Here is a 26398-nt window from a genome sequence, read left to right on the forward strand (position 1 = left end):
AACGCACCGAACAGACTGAAGCCCACCGGCCGAATGGCCTGGCGTCAGCATGCCGCGATTCGGTCGCACGGAGAGCATTTCCCAGTTGACAAAACTATAGGAACACCCCCCTGCAGTGGTAACACAGGGCCCGTGCTGGACTTAGTTTTCAGAACATTCCGCAGACCAGGAAACCCCCTTATCCGCAGCTCCGAAGGAGCAGGATAAGGGGGTTTCCATGGTCGAGGACGTTCTGAAAACTAAGTCCAGCACGGGCCCGAACGATAACAACCGACTACAGGTCGATGTGCGATTCCTTGATCGGGAACGGCTCGGCGAAGTGGCAGGCGCAGCAGTGGCCCGGTGCGACTTCCCTAAACTCGGGAAACTTCTCGGAGCAGATGCCCTGCGCGATCGGGCAGCGCGTGTGGAAACGGCAGCCAGTCGGCGGATCCAGCGGTGACGGCGGATCGCCGGCAAGGATGATGCGCTTACGAGACTTTTGGATATCCGGATCGGGAACCGGCACGGCAGACAGCAGCGACTGCGTATACGGGTGGTGAGGCTCGCTATAGAGCGTCTTCCAGTCAGAGACCTCGACCACCTTACCCAGATACATAACGGCAACGCGATCGGAGATGTGCTGAACGACGGACAGGTCGTGGGCGATAAACAGATACGCCGTACCAAACTTGTCCTGCAGCTCCTTAAGCAGGTTCAGAACCTGGGCCTGAATGGACACATCCAGAGCGGATACCGGTTCGTCACAGATAATCAGCTTGGGCTTCAGCGCAAAAGCGCGGGCAATGCCGACACGCTGACGCTGGCCACCCGAGAACTCATGAGGATAGCGGTTGATGTGCTCGGGGTTCAGTCCGACAACGTCGAGAAGCTCGCGGACGCGCTCAATGCGCTCCTCCTTGGTTCCCACGCCGTGAATGGTCATGGGTTCGGAGACGATCTCGCCGATGGTCATGCGAGGATTCAGCGAGGCATAAGGATCCTGGAAGATAAACTGCATCTCGCGACGCATATCCTTGATCTCATGCTTGCTCATTTCGGCAACATCTTTACCCTGGAAGAACACCTTACCGGCGGTCGGCTTGGTCAGGCGCATGATGGTGCGACCCGTAGTGGACTTACCGCAACCAGACTCACCAACCAGACCAAAGGTCTCACCAGGATAAATCTCAAAAGAGATGTCGTTTACAGCAGAGACGACGCGCTTGGAAAAACGCTTGGCGAACATGCCGGACTCTGCGGGGAACTCCTTAGAGAGGTGCTCGACCTTCAGCAGCGGAGTGCGCTCGTTATTGTCTGCCATTTACGCCTCGCCTCCCTTCTTGGAATCCTTACGCGTGCGGGACGTCTCAGGGGCGTTCTTGAGGAACTCGGGGTCACCGGAATAATGACACGCAGAATAGTGGCCGGACTCGGTGACAAAACGCTCGGGGCGCTGCTTGCGGCACTTATCGGTCGCATAGGGGCAACGAGGCGAGAACACACAACCCTCGGGCAGGTTCATGAGCGAAGGCGGGTTGCCGTGAATCGGCGTAAGCGGCTTCTTCTCATCGATGGCCTGCTCCGGGATGGAGCGAATCAGGCCCCAGGTATAGGGGTGACGGCTCTCGTAGAAGATTTCCTCAGCAGTACCGAACTCGACGGGACGGCCGGCGTACATAACCATGATCTTGTCGGCCATATCGGCGACAACACCCAGGTCATGGGTAATCATGATGATGGCGTTGCCGTTCTTCTCCTGCATTTCCTGCATAAGCTCAATAATCTGAGCCTGAATGGTAACGTCCAGGGCAGTCGTGGGCTCGTCGGCAATCAGAATATCGGGATCGCAGGCAAGGGCCATGGCAATCATGACGCGCTGACGCATACCACCAGAAAACTGGTGCGGATACTCATTGACGCGTTTCTCGGGCTCGGGAATGCCAACGAGGTCCAAAAGCTCGGTGGCGCGCTTGAGCGCCTCCTGCTTGGAGTAGCCACGGTGCAGACGAAGGCCCTCACCCACCTGCTTGCCAATCTTATAGACCGGGTTCAAGGAGGTCATAGGGTCCTGGAAGATCATCGCGATATCGTTGCCACGAATGTGCTGCATCTCTTCCTCGGTCATCTCGAGGATAGAACGACCGCGATAGCGAACGTCACCGCCCTCAATCTTTCCCGGAGGCATCGAGATAAGACCCATGATGGTCATGGCGGTCACGGACTTACCAGAGCCGGACTCACCGACGACACCCAGGGTCTCGCCACGATCGAGCGTGTAGGACACACCATCGACAGCGCGAACGACGCCATCCTCGGTGTGGAAATACATCTTAAGGTCATCAACCTCGAGCAGATGCTGGCCCTCGGGAACCGGCTGGTCCTTCAGGTCCACATAGTTCTTGTTCTTCTTCATCCTTATGCGTCCTTCATCTTGACGTCGAGGGCGTCGCGCAGACCGTCACCCAGCAAGGTGAAGGCGAGCACCGTCGAGAGAATTGCCAGACCGGGCATGATCATCATCCAGGGAGCAGTCAGAAGATACTGCTGACCGTCCTGAATCATGGAGCCCCACGAAGGCGTAGGCGGAATAACGCCCATGCCGAGGAAGGACAGAGCGGACTCGGTCAGAATGGCGCCACCAATGTTCATAGTCGCGTAGACCACGATGGAGGCAACGGAGTTCGGGAAGATGTGACGCACGACGATACGAGCATCAGATGCACCCATCGCGCGCGCAGCGTCAACATAGTCGTTTTCCTTGACCGTCAAGATCGCGGATCGGAAGACGCGCGCAATCGAAGGCCAGCCAAGAATACCGATGGCGATAAAGACGTTCTGAAGACCACGGCCGATAACGGCGATCATGGCGACAACGAACAGCACGTACGGGAACGCAAGGAAGATGTCCGCACAGCGCATGATGATCGTATCCCAGATGCCGCCGTAGAAACCGGCCAGAGCGCCCATGACCAGACCAATCACCGTGGAAATCGCAGTGGCCATAATGCCGACGGACAGCGAAACGCGTGCACCGTAGATAACGCGGACGAGAATGTCACGGCCAAGGGAGTCGGTGCCAAACGGGTGCTCTGCACACGGAGCCAGCAGCGACGTCTCGGCCATGGTGGTCGAATCGGAAGCCGTCGGCGAACCGAGCCAGGGCTTAGCCCACAGATCTGCGGTCAAGGCAACCACAACGACGATAATGATCCAGCAGACACCGATAACGGCGAGCTTGTTCTTACGAAGACGCTTAAAAGCGTCGCCCCACAGCGTGCGAGACTTGGCGGGAGCAGATGCGGCCATGGTGGCGGTAGCCTGCTCCTGAGACTGAGAATCAGTTTCCTGCATGAGACGTACCTCCCTTAGGCCTTATCCGACGGACCGCCAAGGCGGATGCGCGGGTCGAGGAATGCATAGCTAATGTCGACGAGCAGGTTGATCACCATGACGACGACGACGATGAGCGTAACGCCGCCCATAACGATGGGCCAGTCACGCATGCTAATGGCACGATAGACCTCATAGCCGATACCGGGCCAGTTAAAAACCGTCTCGGTCAGGATGGCGCCCGAAAGCATGGCACCAAAGTCGACACCAATATAGGTAACGACGGGGATGAGTGCATTCTTAAGCGCATGCTTGATGATGATCGCGCGATTGGAGAGACCCTTGGCCTTTGCCGTACGGATGTAATCCTGGCTCATGACGTCAAGCAGCTGCGAGCGCATAATGCGGGCGGCATAAGCGGTCGAAACCGAAGCCAGCGTAATGGTCGGAAGCACATAGTGCATCCAATCCTGATACTGAGAACTGGAACCACCGGCACCCGAGATCGGCATGGAGAATGCACCGCCCGTGGCGTCCTTGAGAATGACGCCAAAGAACAGCTGCAGCAACATACCGAGCCAGAAGGCCGGGACGGCAACGAGGATCGACGTGGTGAGCGTTACCAAAATATCCCAGAAGGAATAACGCTTTACCGCCGAAATGATACCCGCACCGATACCCATGATTGCCTCGAGTACGATGGCGCACGCGGCAAGTTTGACCGTATACGGATACTTCTGGGCAAAGATTTCCGTAACCGGCAGCTTGCGCTGATAGGAATTACCCAGATCGCCATGAAGCAGGCCGTTCATGTAATACAAGTAACGGTCCACGAGCGACGTTTGAACGGGGTCGCCGTTCTCGTCAAGGATCGCGTTGCCGTCCTCGTCCGATTGGACCAGGTGATAGCGGACGCGAAGCTGAAGCTCCACCTCGGGGGACAGAGCCTTGTCTCCACCGATCAGCTTGATCGGATCTCCCGGCACGATATTCTGGAGGGCGAACAGAATCAGCGTAACGCCCAAAAATACCGGGATGAACTGAAGCACACGTTTAACGATGTACTTACCCATACCACTCCCCTATCTAGGGATTAACCTAAATGGGATGCCGATCGCCAGACCGGCATCCCAAAATTACCATCAGCCAGTTTACCCCAGGTCAGGGAGAACTGTATGTTTCCCATGAGGTCTACGTAAATACTTGACCCTCACGGAAGCTGCAAAACTCTTAGGCGAGCTCAGCGGTACCCAGATCGGCGTGCTTCTGCGGATCGACATAGAGGTACTTGATGCGATCGGAGCCGGCGATGGTGTGCGTGTAGAACATCAGCGGGATGACCGGGCAGTCAGCAGCGACCATTGCGTCGGCCTCCTGCATCTTAGCGACGCGCTCTTCGTCGTCAATCGTGGTACGGGCCTCGTCGACCTTGGCGTCGAACTCGGGGTTGTTGTAACCAGAACGGTTGTCGCCACCGAGGGAGTCGGAGTGGAACAGCGGATACAGGAAGTTGTCCATGATCGGGTAGTCGGCAATCCAGCCCAGACGACCGAACTGATAGTTGAGGTTCTGGTACTGCTCGAGCAGGGCAGACCACTCGGGGGTATCGGAGACGGCGGTAATGCCAACCTTGGCAAGGTCACCGATGATGGACTCCATGATCTCCTTGTGGCCACCGTCCTGGTTGTAGGACAGAGTCACGTTAATGCCACGATCGCCGTTGGCGTCAGCGGGAGCAACCTTGTCGAGGTACTCGTTAGCCTTGTCGACGTCGTAGGCGCAGAACTCCCATGCGCCCTCCTTGTAGCCATCGATGCCCGGAGGAACAATGCCGTCAGCGGGGGTGCGGGTACCCTTGAAGATGGTCTTGCAGATGGCCTCACGGTTGATGGCCAGGGAGATGCCCCTGCGCAGATCGGCGTTGTTGAACGGCTCGGCCGTGGTGTTGCAGGTCAGGTAGTAGGTGGAAGGCTCGGCGCCGAGCAGCATGCGCTCGCCGTCGCCCATGGTGTAGCCGTCCTTGGACTCGCCGCGATCCTTCTTGGCGGCGTCGATCTGAGCAACGGGAACGTCGCAGATGTCAAGGTTACCGGCCTGGAACTCCTTGTAAGCGGTCTCCACGTCCTTGATGACCTGGAAGTGGATGCTATCGATCTTGGCCTTGTCGCCATAGTAATCGTCGAACTTCCTGAGGTTGATCTCCTGACCATCCTCCCACTTGCCGTCCATCATGAACGGGCCGTTACCGATCGGGGCAAGGTAGAAGCTCTTGACATCGGACTCGGCGCACTCGGGAACCGGGGACAGAGCCGGATGAGAGGCGACGAAGGGGAAGTCGGCGTAAGCGGAAGTCAGCTTGACGACGAGGGTCTCATCGTCAGGGCAGGTAACACCGCTGAGCTCAGTAGTGTTACCGGCAAGCAGATCGTCATAGCCCTCGACCATGGAAAGGTGATAGGAGACCTCGGAAGGACCATACTCTTGAGCGACAGCGGACTTGGTGCTGACCAGACGCTCCCAACCGAGCTTGAAGGACTTGGAGGTAACGTCATCACCGTTGTGGAACTTGGCCTTCTTGATCTTGAAGGTAAACTCGGTGGCGTCGTCGTTGGCCTCGAAGGACTCGCAAGCCAGCGGAACGATCTCGCCCTTCTCGGCGTCATAAGAGGTCAGAGCGTCAAAGAGCTGGTACTCGACCTGAGTGCCCTGGTCCTCCTGGACATTGTAGGGGTCGATGCAGACCGGGTTATTGATGTAGAAGTTCAGCGTCGAACCGGACTCAGAACCGGAAGCGTCGCCGCCCTTCTTGCCGCATGCGGCAAGAAAAGCCATGGAGCTCGCAGCAAGGGTACCGCCGACAAAGGCGCGACGACCCATAACGGGCTGGTGGAACATAGAATCAGCCATGCCATCCTCCTTATGAGATAGGACAAAGAAATGTTCAGTCGGACATATGTCGAGACAATCCGATCCGAACTATCGAAACGCCGCCCGTTGCTATGGCTGGTTATGCACAACAGGCCAACGTTTTCAATACAGTAGCGCATTTTATGCACGGTTTGGGGCTAATTCCGGTTAACGGTCGAGAATTTCTTTAGTTGGGCGCAGTATGTGGTGATATTCTGGCTCTGTTACAAGTCTGTAAACAAAAAGGGCCCCGTACATGCGGGACCCTTTTTAATTTTTTTATGCGACTCGTGCTTAGTAGCCCACGATGCCCTGCGGGAAGAAAAACATGCAGAGCACGACGCACACGGCAAACACGACAGCCATGATGACGGTCAGGCGGTCAAGGTTCTGCTCCATAACGCCCGTGGCAGAGCTGGAGTTATACAGCGAGCTGGCGATCATATCCGAAACGCCGGTGCCCTTACCGGAATGCATCAGGACGAGAATCGTCAGCGCCACGGCAGAGACAGCCCAAACTACAAACAGCAGAATCTGAAACGGACCCATAGAGAAGCTCCTTAATAGAACAATTCAAACTCCAGTACTGTACCACAACCCCCGACACTCCCCACCTGCCATTTGGGGACGAGGTAGAAATGGCAGAAATACCAAAAAAGGGGGTTGCCCGAATATGGTCAACCCCCTTGCAAAGAAACGCTTGGCGTTTTCTCTTAGGCCTCGGTCGCGAGCACGCGGCCCGTCATCTCGGCGGAAGGCTCCAGACCAGCCATGGTGAGCATAGTCGGGGCGATATCGGAAAGTCGACCGTCCTCGATACCGGTGAGCTGTGCCTTCTCATCAACGATGATGAACGGCACGCGGTTGGTGGTGTGAGCCGTAAACGGATGCTTGGAACCGTCGGAAGCAACGTCAAACATGTGATCGGCGTTGCCGTGGTCGGCGGTAATCAGCGCAAAGCCGCCCTTAGCGAGAATCGCCGGGACAACCTTGGACAGGGCATCGTCAACAGCCTCGACAGCCTTAACGGCCGCGTCGAAGACACCGGTGTGACCAACCATGTCGCAGTTCGCGAAGTTCACGATGTAGAAATCAGCGCGGTCCTCGTTGATGGCAGCGACGAGCTTCTCGGTAACCTCGGGAGCGCTCATCTCGGGCTGCAAATCATAGGTAGCAACCTTGGGGGAAGCGACGAGCACGCGCTCCTCGCCCTCCTTGGGCTCCTCGATGCCGCCGTTAAGGAAGAACGTCACGTGGGCGTACTTCTCGGTCTCGGCGGTGTGCAGCTGCTTCAGGCCATTGGCTGCGATAACGTCAGCCAGAACGTTCTCGGGGAACGTCTTGGGGAAGGCGACCTCGACGTCAAACGTCGGATCGTATTCGGTCATCGTCACAAAGTGCGAGAGCTTGATCTGCTCGCGCTCAAAGCCGTCGAACTCCTTGTCCGTGAACACGCGGGTCATCTGACGAGCGCGGTCGGGACGGAAGTTGAAGAAGATGGCCGCGTCGCCCTCGTGGATGCCCTCGTTGTGGGCAGCGAACGGCTCAACGAACTCATCGCCGCGCGGATCCTTCTCGTAGTAGGCCTTGATACCGGCAACGGGGTCGGTATCGGCATCGGACGCATTGACCATGACGTCGTAGGCGCGCTCGATGCGCTCCCAACGGTTGTCGCGGTCCATAGCCCAATAACGGCCCGAGACGGTAGCAACGCGAGCGTCGCAACCAGTCTCCTCGGAGATCTTGGCCAGGAAGGCGCAGAACTCGCTCATGTAGCCGGCACCGGACTGCGGATCGACGTCGCGGCCATCCATAAAGGCGTGAACGCGAACGGTCTTAATGCCATACTGGGCAGCCATCTTGACCAGGGCCTCGACATGGTTCATGTGAGAATGAACACCGCCGGGGCTCATAAGGCCCATGAGGTGCAGGGTCTTGCCCTCGGCCTTGACGTCATCCATAGCCTTGACGAAAACCTCGTTCTTGGCGATGGAGCCGTCCTTGATGGCGTTATTGATGCGCGAAAGCTCCTGAAACACGATGCGGCCGGCACCGATGTTGAGGTGACCCACCTCGGAGTTGCCCATCTGGCCGTCGGGAAGGCCCACGTCCTCGCCCGAAGCACCGAGCGTGGTGTGAGGATACTTCGCATACAGGCTATCGAGGAAGGGCGTCTTGGCGGCAGCGACGGCGTTCTCGCCGTCGGCCGGAGCCAAGCCGCAGCCATCCATGATGATTAGGAGTGCAGGAAGATGACGCTGTGCCATATGACCTACTCGCCTGCCTTGACGACCATAGAGGCGAAGTCGGCAGCCTTGAGCGAAGCGCCGCCCACGAGGGCGCCGTCAACGTCGGGCTTGGCAACAAGCTCAGCGATGTTGGCGGGCTTGGCGGAGCCACCATAAAGAACGCGGATGCCGTTGGCGAGCTCCTCGCCGAACATCTCCTTGAGGGTCTCACGGATAGCGCCGCAGACCTCCTGAGCGTCCTCGGCGGTAGCGGTCTTGCCGGTGCCGATGGCCCAGATGGGCTCGTAGGCGACGACGACCTGCTTGGGGCAGGTGATCTCAAGACCCTCGAGACCAGCCTTGACCTGGTTCACGACATGCTCGACATAGGTGCCGGCCTCGCGAACCTCAAGGGACTCACCGCAGCAGAAGACGGGCACAAGACCGGCGGCAACGAGAGCCTTAGCCTTCTTGTTCTGGTCCTCATCGGTCTCGTGGAAGTAGTCACGACGCTCGGAGTGGCCGATGATGCAGTAGGTGCAGCCAGCGGACTTGAGCATGTCGCAAGAGGACTCACCGGTGAAGGCACCCTTGGCCTCCCAGTACACGTTCTGTGCACCGAGGGCGATGGGGGCAGCCTGAATGCGGTCATGAACCGTAGTAATGTCGATGGTCGGAGGGCAGACGAGCACCTCGACGCCAGCCGGCACCTCGGGCAGAGCCTGGGCCAGCTCGTCGGCGAGCTTGGCAGCCTCGGCGACGTCGTTGTTCATCTTCCAGTTACCAGCGATAAGAAGGGTACGATTAGGCATCGAGAAGCGCCTCCACTCCGGGCAGGGCCTTACCCTCGACGAGCTCCATGGAAGCGCCACCGCCGGTGGAGATCCAGCTCATCTTGTCGGCCAGGTTAAACTTGTTGACGGCTGCGACGGAATCGCCACCACCGATGATCGAGGTGCAATCAGCCTCGGCGACAGCCTCGGCGATAGCCTGGGTGCCGTGAGCGAAGTTGTCGAACTCAAAGACGCCCATGGGGCCATTCCAGAATACGGTCTTGGCGCCCTTGACGGCCTCGGCGTAGAGCTCCTCGGTCTTGGGGCCGATGTCCATGCCCTCACGGTCGTCGGGGATAGCGTCGGAAGCGACAACCTCGGGGACAGCGTCCTCGCCAAAGTGGTCGGCAACACGGTTGTCGATGGGGAGCAGGATCTTGACGCCCTTCTCCTCGGCCTTCTTGAGCATCTCGCCAGCGCGCTCGACCCAGTCCTCTTCCTTGAGGGACTGACCGACGGTCATGCCCTGAGCCAGGAAGAAGGTATAGGCCATGCCGCCACCGATAATCAGGGTGTCGGCGGAGTCGATAAGGTGATCGAGAACGCCGATCTTGGAGGAAACCTTGGAACCGCCGACGATGGCGACGAAGGGACGCTCGGGCTCGGCGAAGATACCGGTCAGCGTGTCGACCTCCTTCTCCAGAAGGAAGCCAGCGACTGCGGGCAGGTAAGCGGCGGGACCCACGACGGAACCCTGGGCGCGGTGAGCGGTACCGAAGGCGTCGAGAACGAAGACGTCGCCATAGGAAGCGAGGGTCTTGGCGATCTCGGGATCGTTCTTCTTCTCACGCTTGTCAAAACGGACGTTCTCGAGAACGAGGACCTTGCCCGGCTCGACGGCGGCGACGGCCTCGGCGGCCTTCTCGCCATAAGTGTCGGCGACAAAAGCAACATCGAGACCAGAGAGCTCGGCGAGCTTCTTGGCGACGGGCTCGAGGGAAAGCTCGGGCTGGAAGCCGGTGCCCTCGGGACGGCCAAGATGGCTCATGAGGATAACGCGAGCATTGTGCTCAACGAGATAGTTGATGGTGGGCAGGGCAGCCTTGATACGGGTGGTGTCGCCAACGACGCCATCCTTGATAGGCACGTTGAAGTCAACGCGGACGAGAACGCGCTTGCCGTCGACATCGATGTCGCGGACGGTCTTCTTGGTAAAGGCCATGTTTGCTTCTACCTTTCGTACGTGTCTGCCTCCCATTACGGCAGACGATTTCTTATAAAAAGGGCGCGACCTTAGGGTGTAAGCCCTATAAGGCCGCGCCCTTTTTTAGACGCTCAACGAGCTATTCGCTAAAAGCTAAATTAAGCAACGAACTTCTCGAAGTACTTGATGGTGCGGACCATCTGAGAGGTGTAGGAGTTCTCGTTGTCGTACCAAGAGGTAACCTGAACGAGGGTCTGGCCGTTGCCGAGGTCAGAGCACATGGTCTGAGTGGCGTCGAAGATGGAGCCATGGGTCTCGCCGATGATATCGGTGGAGACGATGTCGTCCTCGTTGTAAGCGAAGGTCTCGGAGATGGTGGCAGCGTAGGCCTTCATAGCGGCGTTGACCTCGTCGGCGGTAACCTTCTTGTCAACGACAGCGTAGAGGTTGGTGAGGGAGCCGGTCGGCGTCGGGACGCGCTGGGCGGCACCGATGAGCTTACCGTTGAGCTCGGGGAGAACCAGGCCGATAGCCTTGGCAGCACCGGTGGTGTTGGGGACGATGTTGACGGCGCAGGCGCGGCTACGACGCTTGTTGCCCTTGCGCTGCGGGCCGTCGAGCGGCATCTGGTCGCCAGTCCAGGCGTGAATGGTGGTCATGATGCCGGACACGATGGGAGCGAAGTCGTTCAGACCCTTGGCCATCGGGGCGAGGCAGTTGGTGGTGCAGGAAGCAGCGGAGATGATGTTGTCCTCAGCGGTCAGCGTCTCATGGTTGACGTTGTACACGATGGTGGGCAGATCGCTGCCGGCCGGAGCGGAGATGACGACCTTCTTGGCACCAGCGTTGATGTGGGCCTGAGCCTTAGCCTTGCTGGTGTAGAAGCCAGTGCACTCGAGAACGACGTCGACGTCGAGGTCGCCCCAAGGCAGGTTGTTGGCGTCGGCCTCCTTGTAGATCTTGATCTCCTTGCCGTCAACGGTGATGGAATCCTCGCCAGCGACGACCTCGTGATCGCGAGCATAGTTGCCCTGCGTGGAGTCGTACTTCAGCAGGTAAGCGAGCATATCGGGAGAGGTGAGGTCGTTGATAGCGACGATCTCGGAGCCCTCATGACCGAACATCTGACGGAAGGCCAGACGACCGATGCGACCGAAGCCGTTAATAGCAACCTTTACTGCCATTGTGTCTCCTTTCGTAAGGCCCCCGCAAGCTACAGCGCCCGCCGTTGAGGCCCACAAACTAACCACTCGCCTAATATACCTTTTTTTTGACTTGAATTTCACGAGAATGCTCGAAATTGAAAATCAAATTTGCTTTAAAACGTTTTAAAGCATAAAACAGCAGTTCAAGTACTATATAAACTGCCGCTTTAAACTACCTGTTCGCTTCAATGAGCTTTTCAAGACGCAAAACACGGTGATATAGGGCCGACTTTGACAAAGGAGGGTCGGCCATCTCCCCCAAATCTCGCAGTGAGAGATCGGGGTAGCGCTCACGTAAGTCACAAAAGGCCGCCAAGGCATCCGGGAGCACGTCGCGCATGCCGCGTCGCTCAAGCTCCTCGATAAGCGCGAGCTGATGTTGGGCAGCGCCGGCGCTTCTCGTCTGGTTGGCCAGCTCAGCATTGACGCGACGATTTACGTCGTTTTTCACCAACTTGACCGCACGGGCTTCCTCGATTTCGGCAACGCTGCGCTTGGCACCAATCAATTTGAGCAAATGCTCAATCTCCTCGGCGCTCTTGATGTACACGGCATATGAACCTCGCCGGGCGTTGACGCGTGCATGAACCCCGACCTGCTCCAACAGGTCGCAAAGCCCCTTGGCGTATTGTTCGCCCTGCACCGCAATCTCCAGGTGAAAATCGCCACGCGGGTCTGCCACAAAGCCGCCGGCAATCAAAGCGCCGCGAATGTAGGCGAGCCTGCAGCAGGGCCGGGCGACGATATGGCGCGGCACACCGGCGACGAGCCCTCCCCTGCGGTCGAGAATGCCCAGCAGAACCAAAGCCTTATCGAGGTCGGGCTGGTCGGGCAAGGTGATGAGATAGTTTCGCACCTTATGCAAGACCGACTTGCGAACGGTAAACTCCGTTTTGAGCTTGAGGATGCGGTGCGTCAGCGTAATCATCGTGCGTGCAACGGCACCCGTCTCGGTCGCAACCGTCAAACGGTACCGACCAGAGCCCGCCAGCGAAAGCGTGCCACTCACACGTGTAAGAGCGGCAAGTGTCGACAGATCGCAATATTCACATTCGGGTTCGCAGCGCGCAAGCTCGTCACGCACCTCGGCGGTAAACGACATTCAAACCTATGCTTTCGTATTGGCACGCGACAAGTCGCGGTGAGAAATGCTCACGTGATACTGAGCACCTTCCAGGTATCGGGCCGTAGCCTCTGCAATGGCAACGCTGCGGTGCTGGCCGCCCGTACAGCCGATGGCAATGGAAAGCTGCGGCTTGCCCTCCGCGATATAACCCGGCATGACCGTATCGAGCAACTGCGTCCAAACCTTCCAGAACTCCTGCGTCTTGGGATGGTCCAGGACAAAGTCGGAGACCTTCTTATCGAGGCCGGTCAACGTGCGCATCTCGGGGTCGTAGAATGGATTAGGCAGGAAGCGAACATCGATCATGATGTCTGCCTCGACGGGCATACCATGCTTAAAGCCAAATGAGAAGACGTGGACGTCCATGAGCTGCTGGTCGGACAGCTCTGAAAAAGCCGCACGCAGCTTATTGCGTAAAGCAGAGGTACGAAGGCGGCTCGTATCGATGATCATATCGGCTCGGTCGCGCACGCCCTGGAGTTGTAAACGCTCGCGCTGGATGGCGTCGGCCGTGGTCTCCCCCGGCTTCGCAATGGGATGGCGGCGGCGGTTTTCGCTGTAGCGGCGAATCAGCACCTCATCAGATGCATCGAGAAACACAATGTCACAGCTCATCTCGCGCTCTTCCAAGGCGGCAACGGCATCAAGCAGCTCATCAAACAGGCCTTGGCTGCGAAGGTCACAGGTAACAGCAAGATGTCTACCCACACCCGTATTGATGCCAACAAGCTCTGCGAGCTGCGCAATCAGGCGCGGAGGCAGGTTGTCGATACAAAAATAGCCCATGTCCTCAAACACATGCATGGCTTGCGTTCGGCCCGATCCGGACATTCCGGTGATGATGACGATATCGGGAATGCGCTCCGTGCGCTCCGCCGCATCCATGGCATCTCCCTTTTGCATGTGCTGCCTCCTAAAATAAGCGCAGGACCCGGCCAGCGGATCCCGCGCGATCAATTGCCTTAGTTGAGTATACCGCCCCAAGCGGATACGAGGCCCGTCTTACGCCTCAAGCGCAGCCTTGAACCAACTCGTAATACTTGTGGGGTGCGTAATGGCAGTGCCAACGACAACGGCCCAGGCGCCGGCGTCAATCGCGGCGCGAGCCTCCTCGGGCGTATGCACACGACCCTCGCAAATAATGGGAAGACCGGGGAACTCCTCGGTTGCCTGGCGCAAAAGCGGCAGGTCGGGGCCGTCTGCCATGGTGCAATCGATGGCGGCGACGCCATGCGAAAGCGTAGTGGAAACCAAATCGAAGCCCATGTCGACCGCGCGGCGGATATCCTCGATCGTGGCGCAGTCCGCCATCAGAAGCACGCCCTCCTCGTGCAGCGGACGAAAAGTGTCCTCGAGCGACTTGCCATCGGGTCGCGGACGACCGGTGGCGTCAATCGCCACGATGTCAGCACCGGCAGCAACGCAGGCGCGGGCGTGACGCAGCGTCGGCGTGATGTAAACGCCCTCGTGTCCATCCTTCCACAGGCCGATAACAGGAACCTCACAACGACCCTTAATGGCAGCAATGTCGGAAAGGCCCTGGCAACGAATGGCGGCGGCGCCACCGAGTTCGCAAGCGCGAGACATTTGAGCCATGGTCTCGGGCGTACGAAGCGGCTCGCCCATATACGCCTGAACGCTCACGATGAGCTTACCCTTCAGGGATTGAATTAAAGGATCGACGGTCATAAGGCTATAACCTTTCTCAGAACAGCCTCCCGAGGCGTGTCGTCTCGGGAGGCTCCTACAGCAGATACGTTTACTTTAACGAGGCAAGAAGATGCTCGGCGGCACCGATAAGCGGTGCGTCGCCCTCCAGAGAACCGATGAGGATCGGCGTGTCCTGAAGCGGATCGAGCGCTTGGCTGGCATAGCCCTCGTGTACCGAATCCTTCCACGTCTGCGAACGCCAATCGGGTCCCTGGTGAATTACGCCACCCGAAAGCACGATGACCTCTGGATCCAGAATGTTGGCGAGCGAGCCCAAGCTAGCGCCCAATGCAAAGCCGGCATCGTGGATGACCTCGGTCGCCTTTGCGTCACCCGCGCGGCACAGGTCGTTCACGTCGCGGCCAACCGAGGGACGGCTGGGGTCAACACGACCGAAGCGCTCGTCGTACATGCGCCCAATCGACGTACCCGAAGCCACCGACTCCAGATGGCCGGAACGCCCGCAGGCGCAGGGAATGCCGGCGGCAGCCGAGCACTCGATGTGGCCCATATGGCCGGCAGCACCATGGAAGCCCTGCATCACGCGGCCGTTCTCGACATATGCGCCTCCGATACCCGTGCCGATGCCCAGACACAAGACGGAGAACTTGCCCTTGCCGACGCCCCAATGGGCCTCACCCAGAGCATGAGCCTGCACGTCGCCTACAACGGCAACGGGAAGACCGAGGTCCTCGCGCAGACGCGGCCCCAACTGAACGCCGGACCAGCCGGGCATGATCTCGTTGGCATACGCGATGGCGCCCGTCTTGGGATCGACGACGCCAGCGGCACCGATACCGACGCCAAGGACCTCGACATCGGGATTCGCCTCGAGAGCGGCCTTGATGGACGCCTCGATACGCTGGAAGACGGCCTCACCGCCCTCTTGGGCCTCGGTGGGAACCTCAGCCTCAAATACGGGATGGGGCACGCCGCCATCAGCCGGATATTCCATAATGGCGGTCGCAATCTTGGTGCCACCGATATCAACGGAGCAGATGTACTTGTTCTCCATGTCGCTCTCCTTAGGAGATAAAAACAACTACAGGAAATAAAGGCGGTGTTATCGCCGTAGCTTGCTAAAGGCTTCCCGAGTGCCCGGGGTTGGGGTGAAAGCGGTCGGGCATTGACCTAATGGGTCACGCTCGATCGCTTGAGCCCCAAGATCGGGTGCCCGGGAAAGCTTTACAGGAGACCGTTGTCCTGGAGGACCTTCCTAATCGCCTCGACGTTCTCGCCGGTCATGGCCTTCACCGGGCGCGGCATGGTCGGGCTGTCGAAAATGCCCATGAGGTTCATAGCGGTCTTGAAGGCGCCAACGCCACCGGCATAGCCCTGGACGCCCGAGGTGACGTCCCAGATGTGCGAAATCTCATTGAGGCGATCCTGCTCGGCTTTGACGGTAGCCCAGTCACCAGCCTGGGCGGCCTTCCACTGACGCACGTAGCCCTCGGGCTCAACGTTGGCGAGACCCGGGACAGAGCCGTCGGCGCCACCAAGGTAGGCACCGTCGACGACGACCTCATGGCCGGTGAGGATGCTCATCGGATGGCCGTTCTTCTCGTTCTCCTGAACGAGGTAGCGGAACGAGACGTCGTCACCCGAGGAATCCTTGACGCCAGCAAGGACGCCCTCGGCGCCGAGCTTTGCAAGGAGCTTCCAGGGGAGCTTGGTGTGAACGCACACGGGAATGTCATAGGCAAAGATGGGCAGGTCGAGCTCCTCGTGCAGGATGCGGAAATGCTCCTCGACCTCGGTCATGCCCTGCAGGGCATAGAACGGGCAGGTGGCAACGAGCGCATCGGCGCCCAGCTCCTGAGCAACCTTACCGTGCTCAATCATGCGCTCGGTCTCGGTATCGATGATGCCGACCAGAACAGGAACGCGGTGGTCGACGATTCGAACGGCCTCGGCGATGATCTGTCGACGACGCTCGTCGGTGGAGAAAACGACCTCACCCGAAGAGCCCAGGAAGAACAGGCCATCGACGCCGGCGTCGATCATGCGGTTGATGCTGCGCTCAAAGGAGGCAACGTCGAGCTGGTGATCTTCGGTATCGGGAACAACGACGGGAGGAATAACACCGGTGAATTTCTGAGTTGCCACAAGAATCTCCTTAGTTGTCTGGCGGGTGGCCCTATGCCGCCCACTCTTGTTGGCAGTGTCCAGGCCGTCTAGGCCAAAGAACACAGGTAGAACGCTTGGTTAAAGAAGTCGACGACTTCGTTTTCGAACGCATTGATGCGTTCGTGAGCATATTTGGCATAGATAATATGCCTCCGGTCACACTCAAGACCGTTGAATACGGCAAACTGGCCCTTGGGATCGCCCACGGCATCCATGAGCGATGTACCCATGAGTACCGATCCGCGCACCCGAGACGACAGCGCTTCGAGGCCGCCGGGAAGCGGATTGGCAACCGCCGTGCAGGCAAGGCCCCGCTCGTCCAGAGCAGAAACCGCCAGCGCGACTCCACCGCCAAGGCCCTCGCCCCATGCAAAGATGCGGTCGGGGTCCATGCCGTCAAGATTGCGCGCGACCTTTGCCATTGCACAGCCCCAGCGGACGCGTTCAACAAAAACGGGCGAGGTAACCCCCTGCTTCAGCTCGCTGAGCCCAATCACATCGTCGTCCAGCGCAAGCACGGCATATCCCATGGCGGCAAACCTCGTCATGTGATGCCATCCACGTACGGGTCGGTCGATGTCGTGAAACATCAGGCATAGCGGCACAAGCTCGGATGCCCGGGCACAACCTGAGGGCTCAATCAAACGGCCGTGTACGACTTCCCCGGCAAGTTCAAAGGAAACCTCGGAGTAGCGCGCGCACGGATTGGCGAAATCAATCGCCGTGACAGTCAGTCCGCAAACCTCAAGATCCGAAGCGGCTGCCACCAATTCGGAAACATCCGCCAAGGCATCGCCGCGCCAATCACGGAAATCGGAGAGCCTTGACGAAACCGTCCCAGAGATCCCCACAAGCTCGGGGTCAATCAGCTCATTGACATTGCTCTCGCACTTAGACATGAGCCTCCCCTTCCTTGCAGAAAAACGGAATGATCAGATCGTCAAAATCCTGAATCTCCTCGTGGCCAAAGCCCTCAAAGAACTCATGGCGCTTCTCACAGGTCAGGTTGTTGTAGACCGCAAACTGCGTCGCCGGTGGACAGACGATATCAGCCGTTCCCGTGCCAAACAGCACGGGGCATTTGACCATGGGGGCAAAGTTCTTGGAATCGAAATACGCCAGCTTGGCATAGGCTTCGTCAATACGAGTCGAGTCCTCGTCAAACCAGCGAGACCAATAGCGCAGGCCCTCGTAGGCAATGTCGTCGGCATCCAAATCCCAGACCAGGCGGAAATCCGACAGGAAAGGATAGAGGATGGCGGCACGATTGATAAGCTCGCTGTTAAGCGCGCAGGTCGCAATGCCCAAGCCACCGCCCTGCGACGCACCGTTCACAAAAACACGGGCAAGATCGATGCCCTCGAGCTCGCGAACAATGCGGCACAGAATGCGGATATCCTGATGCAAGCGTACGTAGTAGAGATTGGCCGGGTCGCCGTCGATACCGGCAACGATATGCCCGGCAACCGTTGTGCCTTCAAATCCACCAATATCCTCGGAGGGGCCACCCTGACCGGGGCAGTCGAGGGCGACAAGTGCCATGCCCATACCCGCAAACGACGCCTGCTCGAACCAGCTGCGGCTTGCGCCCGGATAGCCGTGGAACTGTAGCACCAGCGGCACGGACTCGTCCGAAACCGGCTTGAGATACTTGGCATGCAGGCGGGCGCCACACATGCCGGTATACCAGAGGTCAAAAAACTGGCAGGTCGCGGCATCGGCAATCGATGCCGCCTCGACCGAATAGTCGATCTCGACGGCGTCAGCCTCGGCCATGCGGTCGTTCCAAAAGAGATCGAAATCTGATGGACGAGGCATGGCGCCCCGATAACCACCAAATTGCTGTTGTAGCTCCTGAGCGCTTGGCATGGCTCGTGAACCCAACCTTTCGAAATCGCAACGAGGGTGCGCCCGGCAAGGGAGCCGGGCGCACAGGAGGGAAAGCGAACCTACTCGCCAAGCTTGGGGTGCAGCAGCGACGGCGCAGCACCGAGCAGCATCTTGGTGTAGGGGTCCTGCGGGTTCTGGAAGACCTGCTTGGCCTCGCCCTGCTCGACGATCTTGCCGCCGTTCATGACGATGATGTCGTCAGAGATGTAGCGAACCGTCTGGATGTCATGGCTAATGAACACCATGGCCAGGCCGAGTTCCTTCTTAAGATCGGTCAACAGGTTGAGGATCTGCGCGCGGACCGAAACGTCCAGAGCCGAGGTGGGCTCGTCGGCGATGATGGCGTCAGGGTTCAACGACAGGGCACGGGCAATTGCCACGCGCTGGCGCTGACCGCCCGAAAGCTGGCCGGGAAGAACCTCGGCGGCAGAGCTGGGCAGACCGGTAAGCTCCAGGAGTTCCTTAACGCGCTTCTCCTGCTCGGCCTCGGTACCCAGGTTGTGGACGCGCATGGGATCGAGCAGCTGCTCACGAACGACCATGCGAGGGTTGAGTGCCGTCGCGGGGTTCTGGAACACGACCGAGATGACGCGGCCCATGTGACGACGATCCTCGGCAGTACGCTTGGTGACGTCCTTGCCCTTAAAGTAGACCTTGCCACTCGTGGGGGCCTGCAGGCCGCACATGACATTAGCAGTGGTGGACTTGCCACAACCGGACTCGCCGACGATGCCGATCGTCTGACCGGGCATGAGCTTAATGGTCACGCCTTGGACGGCATGAACCAGATTGGGGTGCAGGATCGAACCGGTACGGGTCCTAAAGGTGACGTGGACATCGTCAAGGAAGATAATCGGCTCGACGCCGTTGACCGCAGTCTCGCTCATCTACATCACCTCCGCATGAGGGGTCAAACCATTTGCCTTGAGCACCTCATCGGGGAGCTCGGAATAGAAGTGCTCGGTGCCGGGCACGCGCTTGAAGACCGGACGGGTGTCCAGGCCGATGTGCGGATGGCTTGAGCGGGGCGCGAAGCGATCGCCCTTGGGGAAATCGCGCGGGCTGGGGACGGCGCCGGGCACCTGGTGCAGGCGGCCCGAACCGCTCTCGATGGACAGAACGGAACCCAGAAGACCGCGGGTGTACTCGTGAATCGGGTTGGTGAGCAGCTCCTTGGTGGGCGCCTGCTCGATAACCTGACCGGCGTACATAACCGTGATGTTATGGGCGACCTCGGCGACCAACGCCAGGTCATGCGAAACGAAGATCATGGCAAAGCCGAGCTTGGCCTGAAGATCGTTGAGCAGCTTAATGACCTGCTTTTGGACGGTAACGTCCAGAGCGGTCGTGGGCTCGTCGCAGATGACCAGCTTGGGGTCGCGGGTAAGGGCCATAGCGATCAGAACGCGCTGACGCTGTCCACCGGAAAGCTCGTGCGGATAGCTCTCGAGCGTGCGCTTGGGATCGAGGCCGACGAGCTCCAGGAGCTCCTCGGCGCTGCGGGTGCCGCCGCGCTTGGTGAGCTGCTTCATCTGGGCGGAGATGAGCATAGAGGGGTTGAGCGAGGACAGGGCGTCCTGATAGACCATGGCGATATCGGTACCGCGCAGGCCGAACCACTCCTTCTTGCTCATCTTGAGCAGGTCACGACCCTCCCAGAGGACCTCGCCGGAAAGATGCTCGTCCTCATCGGTCAGGCCCATGATGGCCAGCGTGGTGATGGACTTACCGCAGCCGGACTCGCCTACCAGGCCCATGGTCTGGCCGGGACGGACGTCAAAGTTGACATGGTCGACGACGTTGATATCACCGTGGTGCTCAAACTGGATGCAGAAATCGCGGACCGAAAGAATCGGCTCAACGGACTCATCGGGCACATGGCGGTCGTTACGCTTGAGCTCGACATCGCGCAGGGCGCCAAGACGGGCGGACAGGGACTGGGCCTGCTCCTTGTAGGCGCGAACGGGGTCGGAGACCAGCAGGTCGGCCTCGCGGCGCTTGGAGGAATCGGTCGGATCCAGGGCGGCGGAAGGAGCAGCGGCCATAGCGTCGGTAATGCCCTCGGAGAGGATGTTGAGCGCCAGGCAGGTGATCATGATGGCCAGACCCGGGAACAGCGCCTGCCACCAACGACCGGCGAGCACGCCACCGCGGGCGTCGGCGAGGATGTTGCCCCACGTAGCAGTGGGCTCCTGGATGCCAGCGCCGATAAAGGTCAGCGAAGCCTCGAAGATGATGGCGTCGGCGACCAGGGTGACGGTGAAGACCATGATCGGGGCAATGCAGTTACGAAGAACGTGCTTGATCAGAATCCACGGAGCCTTGGCTCCGGAGACGATGACCGCGCGGACATAGTCCTCTCCGTACTCGGATACGATGTTGGCACGCACGATACGGGCGATCTGCGGGGTGTACATAAAGCCGATCGCAAAGATAATCGACGGCACGGAGTTGCCCAGGATGGAAACGAAGACGGCTGCGAGGGCGATACCCGGGACAGACATGATGATGTCCAGGATGCGCATAATCGTCTCGGAGACGGCCTTGCGCGAAACCGCAGCAAGAGCACCGACAACGGAGCCACAGACCAGAGCCATAGCGGTAGCACCAAAGCCGATGATCAGCGAGTAACGGCCACCGTAGAGCATACGCGAAAGGATGTCACGGCCCTTGTCGTCGGTTCCGAAGATAAACCCGTTGCCGGGAGCCTGGCGAGCCGTAAAGATCTCGACCGGGCTATAGGGGGCAAGCAGGGGGGCAAGAATCGCAGTCAGGGCGACCAGCACCAGCACGATGGCGGCAATCTTAGAAGACAGCGTCATCTTCTTCCAGCCACCGAGCTTGAGCCCCTTGGAGGCAGCCTTCTCGAGCTGCTCGGTTTGCTTCTCTCGAATCTTTACCATAATCTACACCGTCCTGATGCGCGGGTTGATGAGCAGGTAGAGCATGTCAACCACGATGTTGATGATGATGAAGGCAAGAGCAACGACGATGACGACGCCCTGAACCAGGTTCGCCTCGTTGCCCTGAACGCCCTGCAGGATCGCAGTACCCATGCCGGGGAGGTTGAAGATGACCTCGATGACGACGGCGCCGCCCATGAGATAGCCAATCTTAAGACCGAGGGTGGTGACCGGGGTGATCAGCGCGTTGCGAAGAACGTTGATGCCGACGACGACCTTCTCGGGAACGCCGGCGCCGCGAGCCATACGGACATAGTCCTTGTCGAGCTCCTCGACCATGGCGGTACGCACGATACGAGTCATCTGACCCGTCAGCGGAAATGCCAAGGCGATGGCGGGCATGATCATGCGTCCCAGATAGCCAGCCGGATTCGTGGTGAAGTGCGGCAGGGCGCCCGATGCCGGGAGTACCTTAAGGTAGGAAGAGAACAGCAGGATCAACAGAACGGCAAGCCAGAACGACGGGGTTGCCAAGCCGGCGATGGAAAAGACGCGGATCACTTGGTCCGGCCATTTATCGCGATACAGTGCCGCGATGACGCCGAGCAAAAACGATACGACCGCACCGATGGCAAGACCGATGAAGGTCAGCTGCATCGTGACGGGTAGGGCCGTGGAGATGCGCTTGGCAACGGAGTTGCGAGCAGCACCATAGGTGCCCATGTCGCCATGGATCAAATTGCCCATATAGCGCACGTAGCGCACGGGCCAGGGGTCGTCCAGACCATACTTCTCATGGTACTCGGCAACCGCCTCGGGCGAGGCACCGTCACCCAACGCCGTGTAGGCGGGGTCGGTCTTGGAGAACGACATAAGGAAGAACACCAGGACGGTGACGCCCAATGCCATGATCGGCAGCGCCACGAGACGCCTTCCAATCAAACGTAGAAAGTTGTTCACGTTCTCTCCCCTTTCTTTTGTCGGTAGGACCAACTGGTATATGAGTACGGACACTCATTACAAGACCCGAGCGACATCGTTGCCGCCCGGGTCTTTGTTTCAACTATGAGGATACGGTCCCAACGGCCGACATCCTGCATATAGACTCAAGCGAGTCTTACGCCTTGACGGTCGCGACACCCTTAAAGGACATGCTCGTCGTGCCGATGCCCTTGAAGCCATCGAGGGCCTCGCCGTTGGGCGCAGTGGACGGGTCGTTCCAGGAAGCGGAGACGGTCTTAACGTGGACAACGGGGTACAGAACGGCGTTGTCGGCGATGATGTCGAAGCACTCGTTCCACTTCTTCTGCTGCTCGTCGCCCTCGGCGGCAAGAGCCTCGTCCATAAGGCCGTGGAGCTTCTGCCACTCAGCGGACTCCTTCCACGGGCAACGGGTCTGCATCCAGACGTTGTCGCCGTACCACCAGTTGAGCAGCAGGTCGGGGTCTGCGCCGAAGCAGGAAGGATCGCCAGGGGCAAGGAGGATATCGTAGGCCTCGCCGCCGTCGATGGCAGCATAGGTGGCCGGCGAGGTATCGGTCTGGATGGTCACATCGAAGCCGAGAGCGTCGAGGTCGTTCTTGACCTGGGCAGCCATACCCTTGATCTGCTCGTTATCGGTGGTGCGCAGGGTAATGGCGCCCGGGGTGATACCGGACTCCTCGATAAGCTTCTTGGCCTTCTTGGCGTCGGTCTTGTACACCGTGGAGGCCTCATGATAGTTGGTGAAGCTCTTGGGCAGGTAGCAGCTGGCAGCGGTAGCAAGGCCGGCGAAGGTGTTGCTGATCATCTTCTCGGTGTCGAGCGCATACATGACAGCCTGACGGACCTTGACGTCGTTCCAAGGCTCCTTGGCGACGTTGAACATGATGAAGCGGGTGCCGAAGCCCTGGACGTTGTCGATCTTGCAGCCGGCGCCCTCGAGCTGGTCGACGGCATCAGCGGTAACGAGCTCCATGACGAGCGTGGAGCCTTCCTGCTGAGCGGTGACGCGAGCGGTGGGGTCGGTCAGGATGCTGTACTGGATCTTCTTATCCTCGGCAGCATACTCACCGTTGTACTCGGGGTTGGGAACCAGGGTGATCTCGGTATCGGAGATAGAATCGTACATCCAGGGGCCGGAGCCGATCGGCTGCTTGGCGCGATCCTCCTCGCTCTGGGCGGCAGGAGTAACGCGAATGATGGCCAGACGATCCTTGAGCAGGGAGAAGTTGGGGACCTTGGTCTTGACCGTCACGGTGCTGGCATCCTTGGCCTCGATGGACTCGAAAGGCTGGAAGAACGGAGCGTAGGTGGCAGAAGCGGCGCAAGCGGTGTAGGAGGCGACGACGTCGTCAGCGGTAACCTCGGTGCCATCGGAGAATTTGGCGCCCTTGCGGATGGTGACCTCGAAGGTGGTGTCGTCCACGGACTTGGGATCATCGGTGGCGAGCTCGTTGAAAGTGCTGTAGTCGTGGTAATCGATGCCGTAGAGGCCCTCGACGACGTGCCAGTTAGCGCCCAGGCCCACGGCGGAGCCGGTGCTGGCGGGGTCGAAGCTGGACGGAGCGTAAGCGGAACCGGCGGTGATCACGCCGCCGCCACGGTTGGCGGAATCGGCGGGAGCGGAACCCTCGTCGCTAGAGCTGCCACCGCAGCCAGTGAGACCAAAGCCGGCGACAGCTGCGACGCTGCCGGTGAGGCCAAGGAACGAACGCCTGGACATACCCTTATTGATGATGGCCATGTCTTCTCCTATCAATAGAGAATCTTACCCGGGAGCACCTAAACTTGCCCCCGCGCAACTTGCGGACGATATATACCTTACCTACCGACAAACCCAACTGAGGTGCCGCGCTCGGCGACCGATACATACATACGCTTGAACGGTATTTACTACCGTTCACCGAATTCGTTGACAAACGATACAGCAGACAGTATGTATCGGCGAGGTGAGATATCAGTCTTCGTCAACCCGCAGGATAGCAGGGTTTTCGCTTGGGTTAGTCAAACGTTTTAGCGTTAATAAAACCCGAAACCAGCAGGCAATCATGGCGAAATAAATGGTTGAAAATCGCGCAATCATGTATATCAGTTGTTTATGCTCGTGTTTAGCTATCGGAATGGCCAGCCGCGACCTCGGCGCGCTCGGCATTCCATGCAACGAGCGCCTCGTGGACCGCCTTGGCAACATCGGCAGGTATGCCGCGAACTTCCGCGATCTCTTGCTCACTCGCCGCGCGCAACCGCTTCATCGAGCCAAAATGGCGCATAATTGCACGTTTTCTAGTGGGTCCCACGCCTGGAACGTCATCGAGTACCGAAACCGTCATGGCTTTATCGCGCAATTCGCGATGGAACGTGATGGCAAAACGGTGCGATTCGTCGCGCACCTGCTTGATGAGATAGAGCGACGCAGACCCGGTCGGAAGTACGACAGGAGTCTCATCCCAAGGCACGAAAACCTCCTCATCGGCCTTTGCCAAACCACAAACTGGTATATCGAGCCCAAGGGCCTCAAGTTGCTTAATTGCAGCCGTCAATTGCGGCTTGCCGCCGTCGACAACGAGCAAATCGGGGCGCGAGCCAAAACGTTCGTCGGTCATCCGCTCGGGAGCATAGCGACGCCCCAAAACCTCGGACATCGAAACGAAGTCGTTCGCCTCGTCCAATTCGGCCTGGATTTTAAAGCGGCGGTACTGGCTCTTGTCGGCGTGGCCGTTGGTAAACACCACCATCGAGGCGACCGTAAAGGTGCCATGAAGCGTAGAGATATCGAAGCACTCGATTCGCATTGGCGGCGCAGGTAGCGCCAAGGCGCTCTCAAGCTCCAGGAGCGCTCGATTGGTGCGATCGTCGGCGTATCCCGTGCGCATCATATAACGCATGAGGGCATGACGCGCATTTTTAGATGCCATATCGAGCAACCGGTGTTTTTCGCCGCGCTGAGGCCTATGGAGATGACAGGAACGCTCGCGCTTGTCCGAAAGCCACTCCCCTAGCGCCTCCGCATCCTCAAGCTCGACGGAAAGGTTCACCTCGGCTGGAATATCAGCCGTCTCGTCGTAATAGCGCTTGAGAAAGCCCGACTGAAGCTCCTCTTCATCGACATCCAGGCCCTTATCGAGAATGAACTCACAGGTTCGAACCGTTCGCCCCTCGCGCACAACAAACACGCAGGCGGCCGAAATGGTCTCTTCTCGATAGAAACCAATCACATCGAGATCGACACTCGACGGAAAAACGACCTGCTGTCGGTCGTCCAGGCCCCTAATAACTTCCAAGCGACGCTTGACGCGCGCCGCCCGCTCAAAATCGAGCGCTTCGGCGGCGTCCGTCATCTCGGATGTAAGCTCATCAACGACATCTTTACGATGGCCCGACAAAAATCGCTCGACGCGTTTAACGTTTTTAGCATAGTCGGCTGGAGAGATCGCACCGACGCATGCCCCCGGGCCGCGGCCAACATGGAAGTCAAAGCAGGGACGCCCGTTTTGAGCGCAAATCATATTGACGATATCTTCTTCGCCCTTGTGGGACTCGACGATACGGCGGCATCGACGCCATTCCGCACAAGAAGCCGAGCAGATCGGGATTACCTTGCGCAGCGTATCAATGGTCTCGCGCGCCGCGCGGCTGTCGGTATAGGGACCAAAATAACGCGTTCCCGGCTTATGACGCTCACGAGTATATTTAATAGCTGGGAACAGATCGCTCTTGGTGATAGCGATAAAGGGATAGCTCTTATCGTCCTTAAGGTCGACATTAAAGTACGGATGGTATTGACCGATCAGGTTGCGCTCGAGCACCAGCGCCTCGTGCTCGTTCTCGACAACGATATAGTCAAAGCTCGCAACCAGCTGCATCATCAGTGGAATCTTTTGGCGCTCGTCCTGCAACGTCACATATTGACGCATGCGCGAGCGCAGATTTTTAGCCTTGCCAACGTAAATGACATCGCCCTTGGCATCTTTCCAAAGGTAGCAGCCAGGCTGCATGGGCACACGCGAAACCTGTTCGGCAAGCGTTGGAATG

Annotated in this window: 22 protein-coding genes; all 22 read right to left on the reverse strand. The window is 58.8% G+C overall.

Annotated elements, in window-relative coordinates; genetic code table 11:
• Positions 1-274: 274 nt before the first annotated feature.
• The 22 genes from ACTNBY_RS07680 to uvrC all read right to left on the reverse strand — a co-directional run bounded on the left by ACTNBY_RS07680 (position 275) and on the right by uvrC (position 26361).
• Complete coding sequence (locus ACTNBY_RS07680; RefSeq protein ID WP_441064035.1) at positions 275-1303, reverse strand: ABC transporter ATP-binding protein; 1029 nt, start codon at positions 1301-1303, stop codon at positions 275-277.
• On the reverse strand, positions 1304-2395 hold the full coding sequence (locus tag ACTNBY_RS07685) for an ABC transporter ATP-binding protein (protein ID WP_154517437.1): 1092 nt from the start codon (positions 2393-2395) through the stop codon (positions 1304-1306). It abuts the gene before it with no gap.
• A gap of 2 nt (positions 2396-2397) precedes the next feature.
• Complete coding sequence (locus ACTNBY_RS07690; RefSeq protein WP_370450642.1) at positions 2398-3288, reverse strand: ABC transporter permease; 891 nt, start codon at positions 3286-3288, stop codon at positions 2398-2400.
• A 59-nt stretch (positions 3289-3347) separates the two neighbouring features.
• Complete coding sequence (locus ACTNBY_RS07695; protein ID WP_304212150.1) at positions 3348-4385, reverse strand: ABC transporter permease; 1038 nt, start codon at positions 4383-4385, stop codon at positions 3348-3350.
• Positions 4386-4542: 157 nt separating this feature from the next.
• Positions 4543-6219, reverse strand: coding sequence for a peptide ABC transporter substrate-binding protein (locus ACTNBY_RS07700; protein ID WP_441064036.1), 1677 nt, complete (start codon positions 6217-6219; stop codon positions 4543-4545).
• A 294-nt stretch (positions 6220-6513) separates the two neighbouring features.
• Positions 6514-6768: a preprotein translocase subunit SecG gene (secG, locus tag ACTNBY_RS07705; RefSeq protein WP_006236144.1), complete on the reverse strand. Its 255-nt coding sequence runs from the start codon at positions 6766-6768 to the stop codon at positions 6514-6516.
• A 164-nt stretch (positions 6769-6932) separates the two neighbouring features.
• On the reverse strand, positions 6933-8486 hold the full coding sequence (gene gpmI / locus ACTNBY_RS07710; RefSeq protein ID WP_441064038.1) for a 2,3-bisphosphoglycerate-independent phosphoglycerate mutase: 1554 nt from the start codon (positions 8484-8486) through the stop codon (positions 6933-6935).
• Between the two features lie 5 nt (positions 8487-8491).
• Positions 8492-9259: a triose-phosphate isomerase gene (gene tpiA / locus ACTNBY_RS07715; RefSeq protein WP_154517452.1), complete on the reverse strand. Its 768-nt coding sequence runs from the start codon at positions 9257-9259 to the stop codon at positions 8492-8494.
• Positions 9252-10442 (reverse strand): phosphoglycerate kinase, encoded by a 1191-nt coding sequence (locus ACTNBY_RS07720; RefSeq protein ID WP_304212190.1) that lies wholly within the window; start codon positions 10440-10442, stop codon positions 9252-9254. Before ACTNBY_RS07720 ends, tpiA begins: the two co-directional genes overlap by 8 nt.
• Positions 10443-10582: 140 nt before the next feature.
• Entirely contained in the window at positions 10583-11608 is a 1026-nt protein-coding gene (gap, locus tag ACTNBY_RS07725) for a type I glyceraldehyde-3-phosphate dehydrogenase (RefSeq protein ID WP_154517458.1), read from the reverse strand.
• A 193-nt stretch (positions 11609-11801) separates the two neighbouring features.
• Positions 11802-12731 carry a DNA-binding protein WhiA gene (gene whiA / locus ACTNBY_RS07730; protein ID WP_154517461.1) on the reverse strand — a complete coding sequence of 310 codons (930 nt, stop codon included), beginning with the start codon at positions 12729-12731 and terminating at the stop codon, positions 11802-11804.
• A gap of 6 nt (positions 12732-12737) precedes the next feature.
• Positions 12738-13658 carry an RNase adapter RapZ gene (gene rapZ / locus ACTNBY_RS07735; RefSeq protein ID WP_427718645.1) on the reverse strand — a complete coding sequence of 307 codons (921 nt, stop codon included), beginning with the start codon at positions 13656-13658 and terminating at the stop codon, positions 12738-12740.
• A 99-nt stretch (positions 13659-13757) separates the two neighbouring features.
• Positions 13758-14444, reverse strand: a complete 687-nt coding sequence (locus ACTNBY_RS07740; RefSeq protein WP_441064040.1) for an N-acetylmannosamine-6-phosphate 2-epimerase — start codon at positions 14442-14444, stop codon at positions 13758-13760.
• 70 nt (positions 14445-14514) lie between these two features.
• Entirely contained in the window at positions 14515-15480 is a 966-nt protein-coding gene (locus ACTNBY_RS07745) for an ROK family protein (RefSeq protein ID WP_427728775.1), read from the reverse strand.
• A 170-nt stretch (positions 15481-15650) separates the two neighbouring features.
• Complete coding sequence (locus ACTNBY_RS07750) at positions 15651-16571, reverse strand: dihydrodipicolinate synthase family protein (protein WP_427718650.1); 921 nt, start codon at positions 16569-16571, stop codon at positions 15651-15653.
• 68 nt (positions 16572-16639) lie between these two features.
• Entirely contained in the window at positions 16640-17491 is an 852-nt protein-coding gene (locus ACTNBY_RS07755) for an acetylxylan esterase (protein ID WP_441064042.1), read from the reverse strand.
• The gene (locus ACTNBY_RS07760) at positions 17484-18461 is read right to left on the reverse strand and encodes an acetylxylan esterase (RefSeq protein WP_427728772.1); all 978 of its coding nucleotides are present in this window, start codon (positions 18459-18461) and stop codon (positions 17484-17486) included. Before ACTNBY_RS07760 ends, ACTNBY_RS07755 begins: the two co-directional genes overlap by 8 nt.
• 80 nt (positions 18462-18541) lie before the next feature.
• The gene (locus tag ACTNBY_RS07765; RefSeq protein ID WP_154517508.1) at positions 18542-19369 is read right to left on the reverse strand and encodes an ABC transporter ATP-binding protein; all 828 of its coding nucleotides are present in this window, start codon (positions 19367-19369) and stop codon (positions 18542-18544) included.
• Entirely contained in the window at positions 19370-21385 is a 2016-nt protein-coding gene (locus ACTNBY_RS07770; protein ID WP_154517511.1) for a dipeptide/oligopeptide/nickel ABC transporter permease/ATP-binding protein, read from the reverse strand.
• A gap of 3 nt (positions 21386-21388) precedes the next feature.
• Complete coding sequence (locus ACTNBY_RS07775; RefSeq protein WP_370450641.1) at positions 21389-22345, reverse strand: ABC transporter permease; 957 nt, start codon at positions 22343-22345, stop codon at positions 21389-21391.
• A gap of 157 nt (positions 22346-22502) precedes the next feature.
• Positions 22503-24110, reverse strand: coding sequence for an ABC transporter substrate-binding protein (locus tag ACTNBY_RS07780; protein WP_427718660.1), 1608 nt, complete (start codon positions 24108-24110; stop codon positions 22503-22505).
• A gap of 364 nt (positions 24111-24474) precedes the next feature.
• Positions 24475-26361: an excinuclease ABC subunit UvrC gene (uvrC, locus tag ACTNBY_RS07785; protein ID WP_441064053.1), complete on the reverse strand. Its 1887-nt coding sequence runs from the start codon at positions 26359-26361 to the stop codon at positions 24475-24477.
• Between the last annotated feature and the right edge of the window lie 37 nt (positions 26362-26398).

Source organism: Collinsella sp. HCP28S3_E12 (assembly GCF_052065595.1).
Classification (GTDB): Bacteria; Actinomycetota; Coriobacteriia; order Coriobacteriales; family Coriobacteriaceae; genus Collinsella.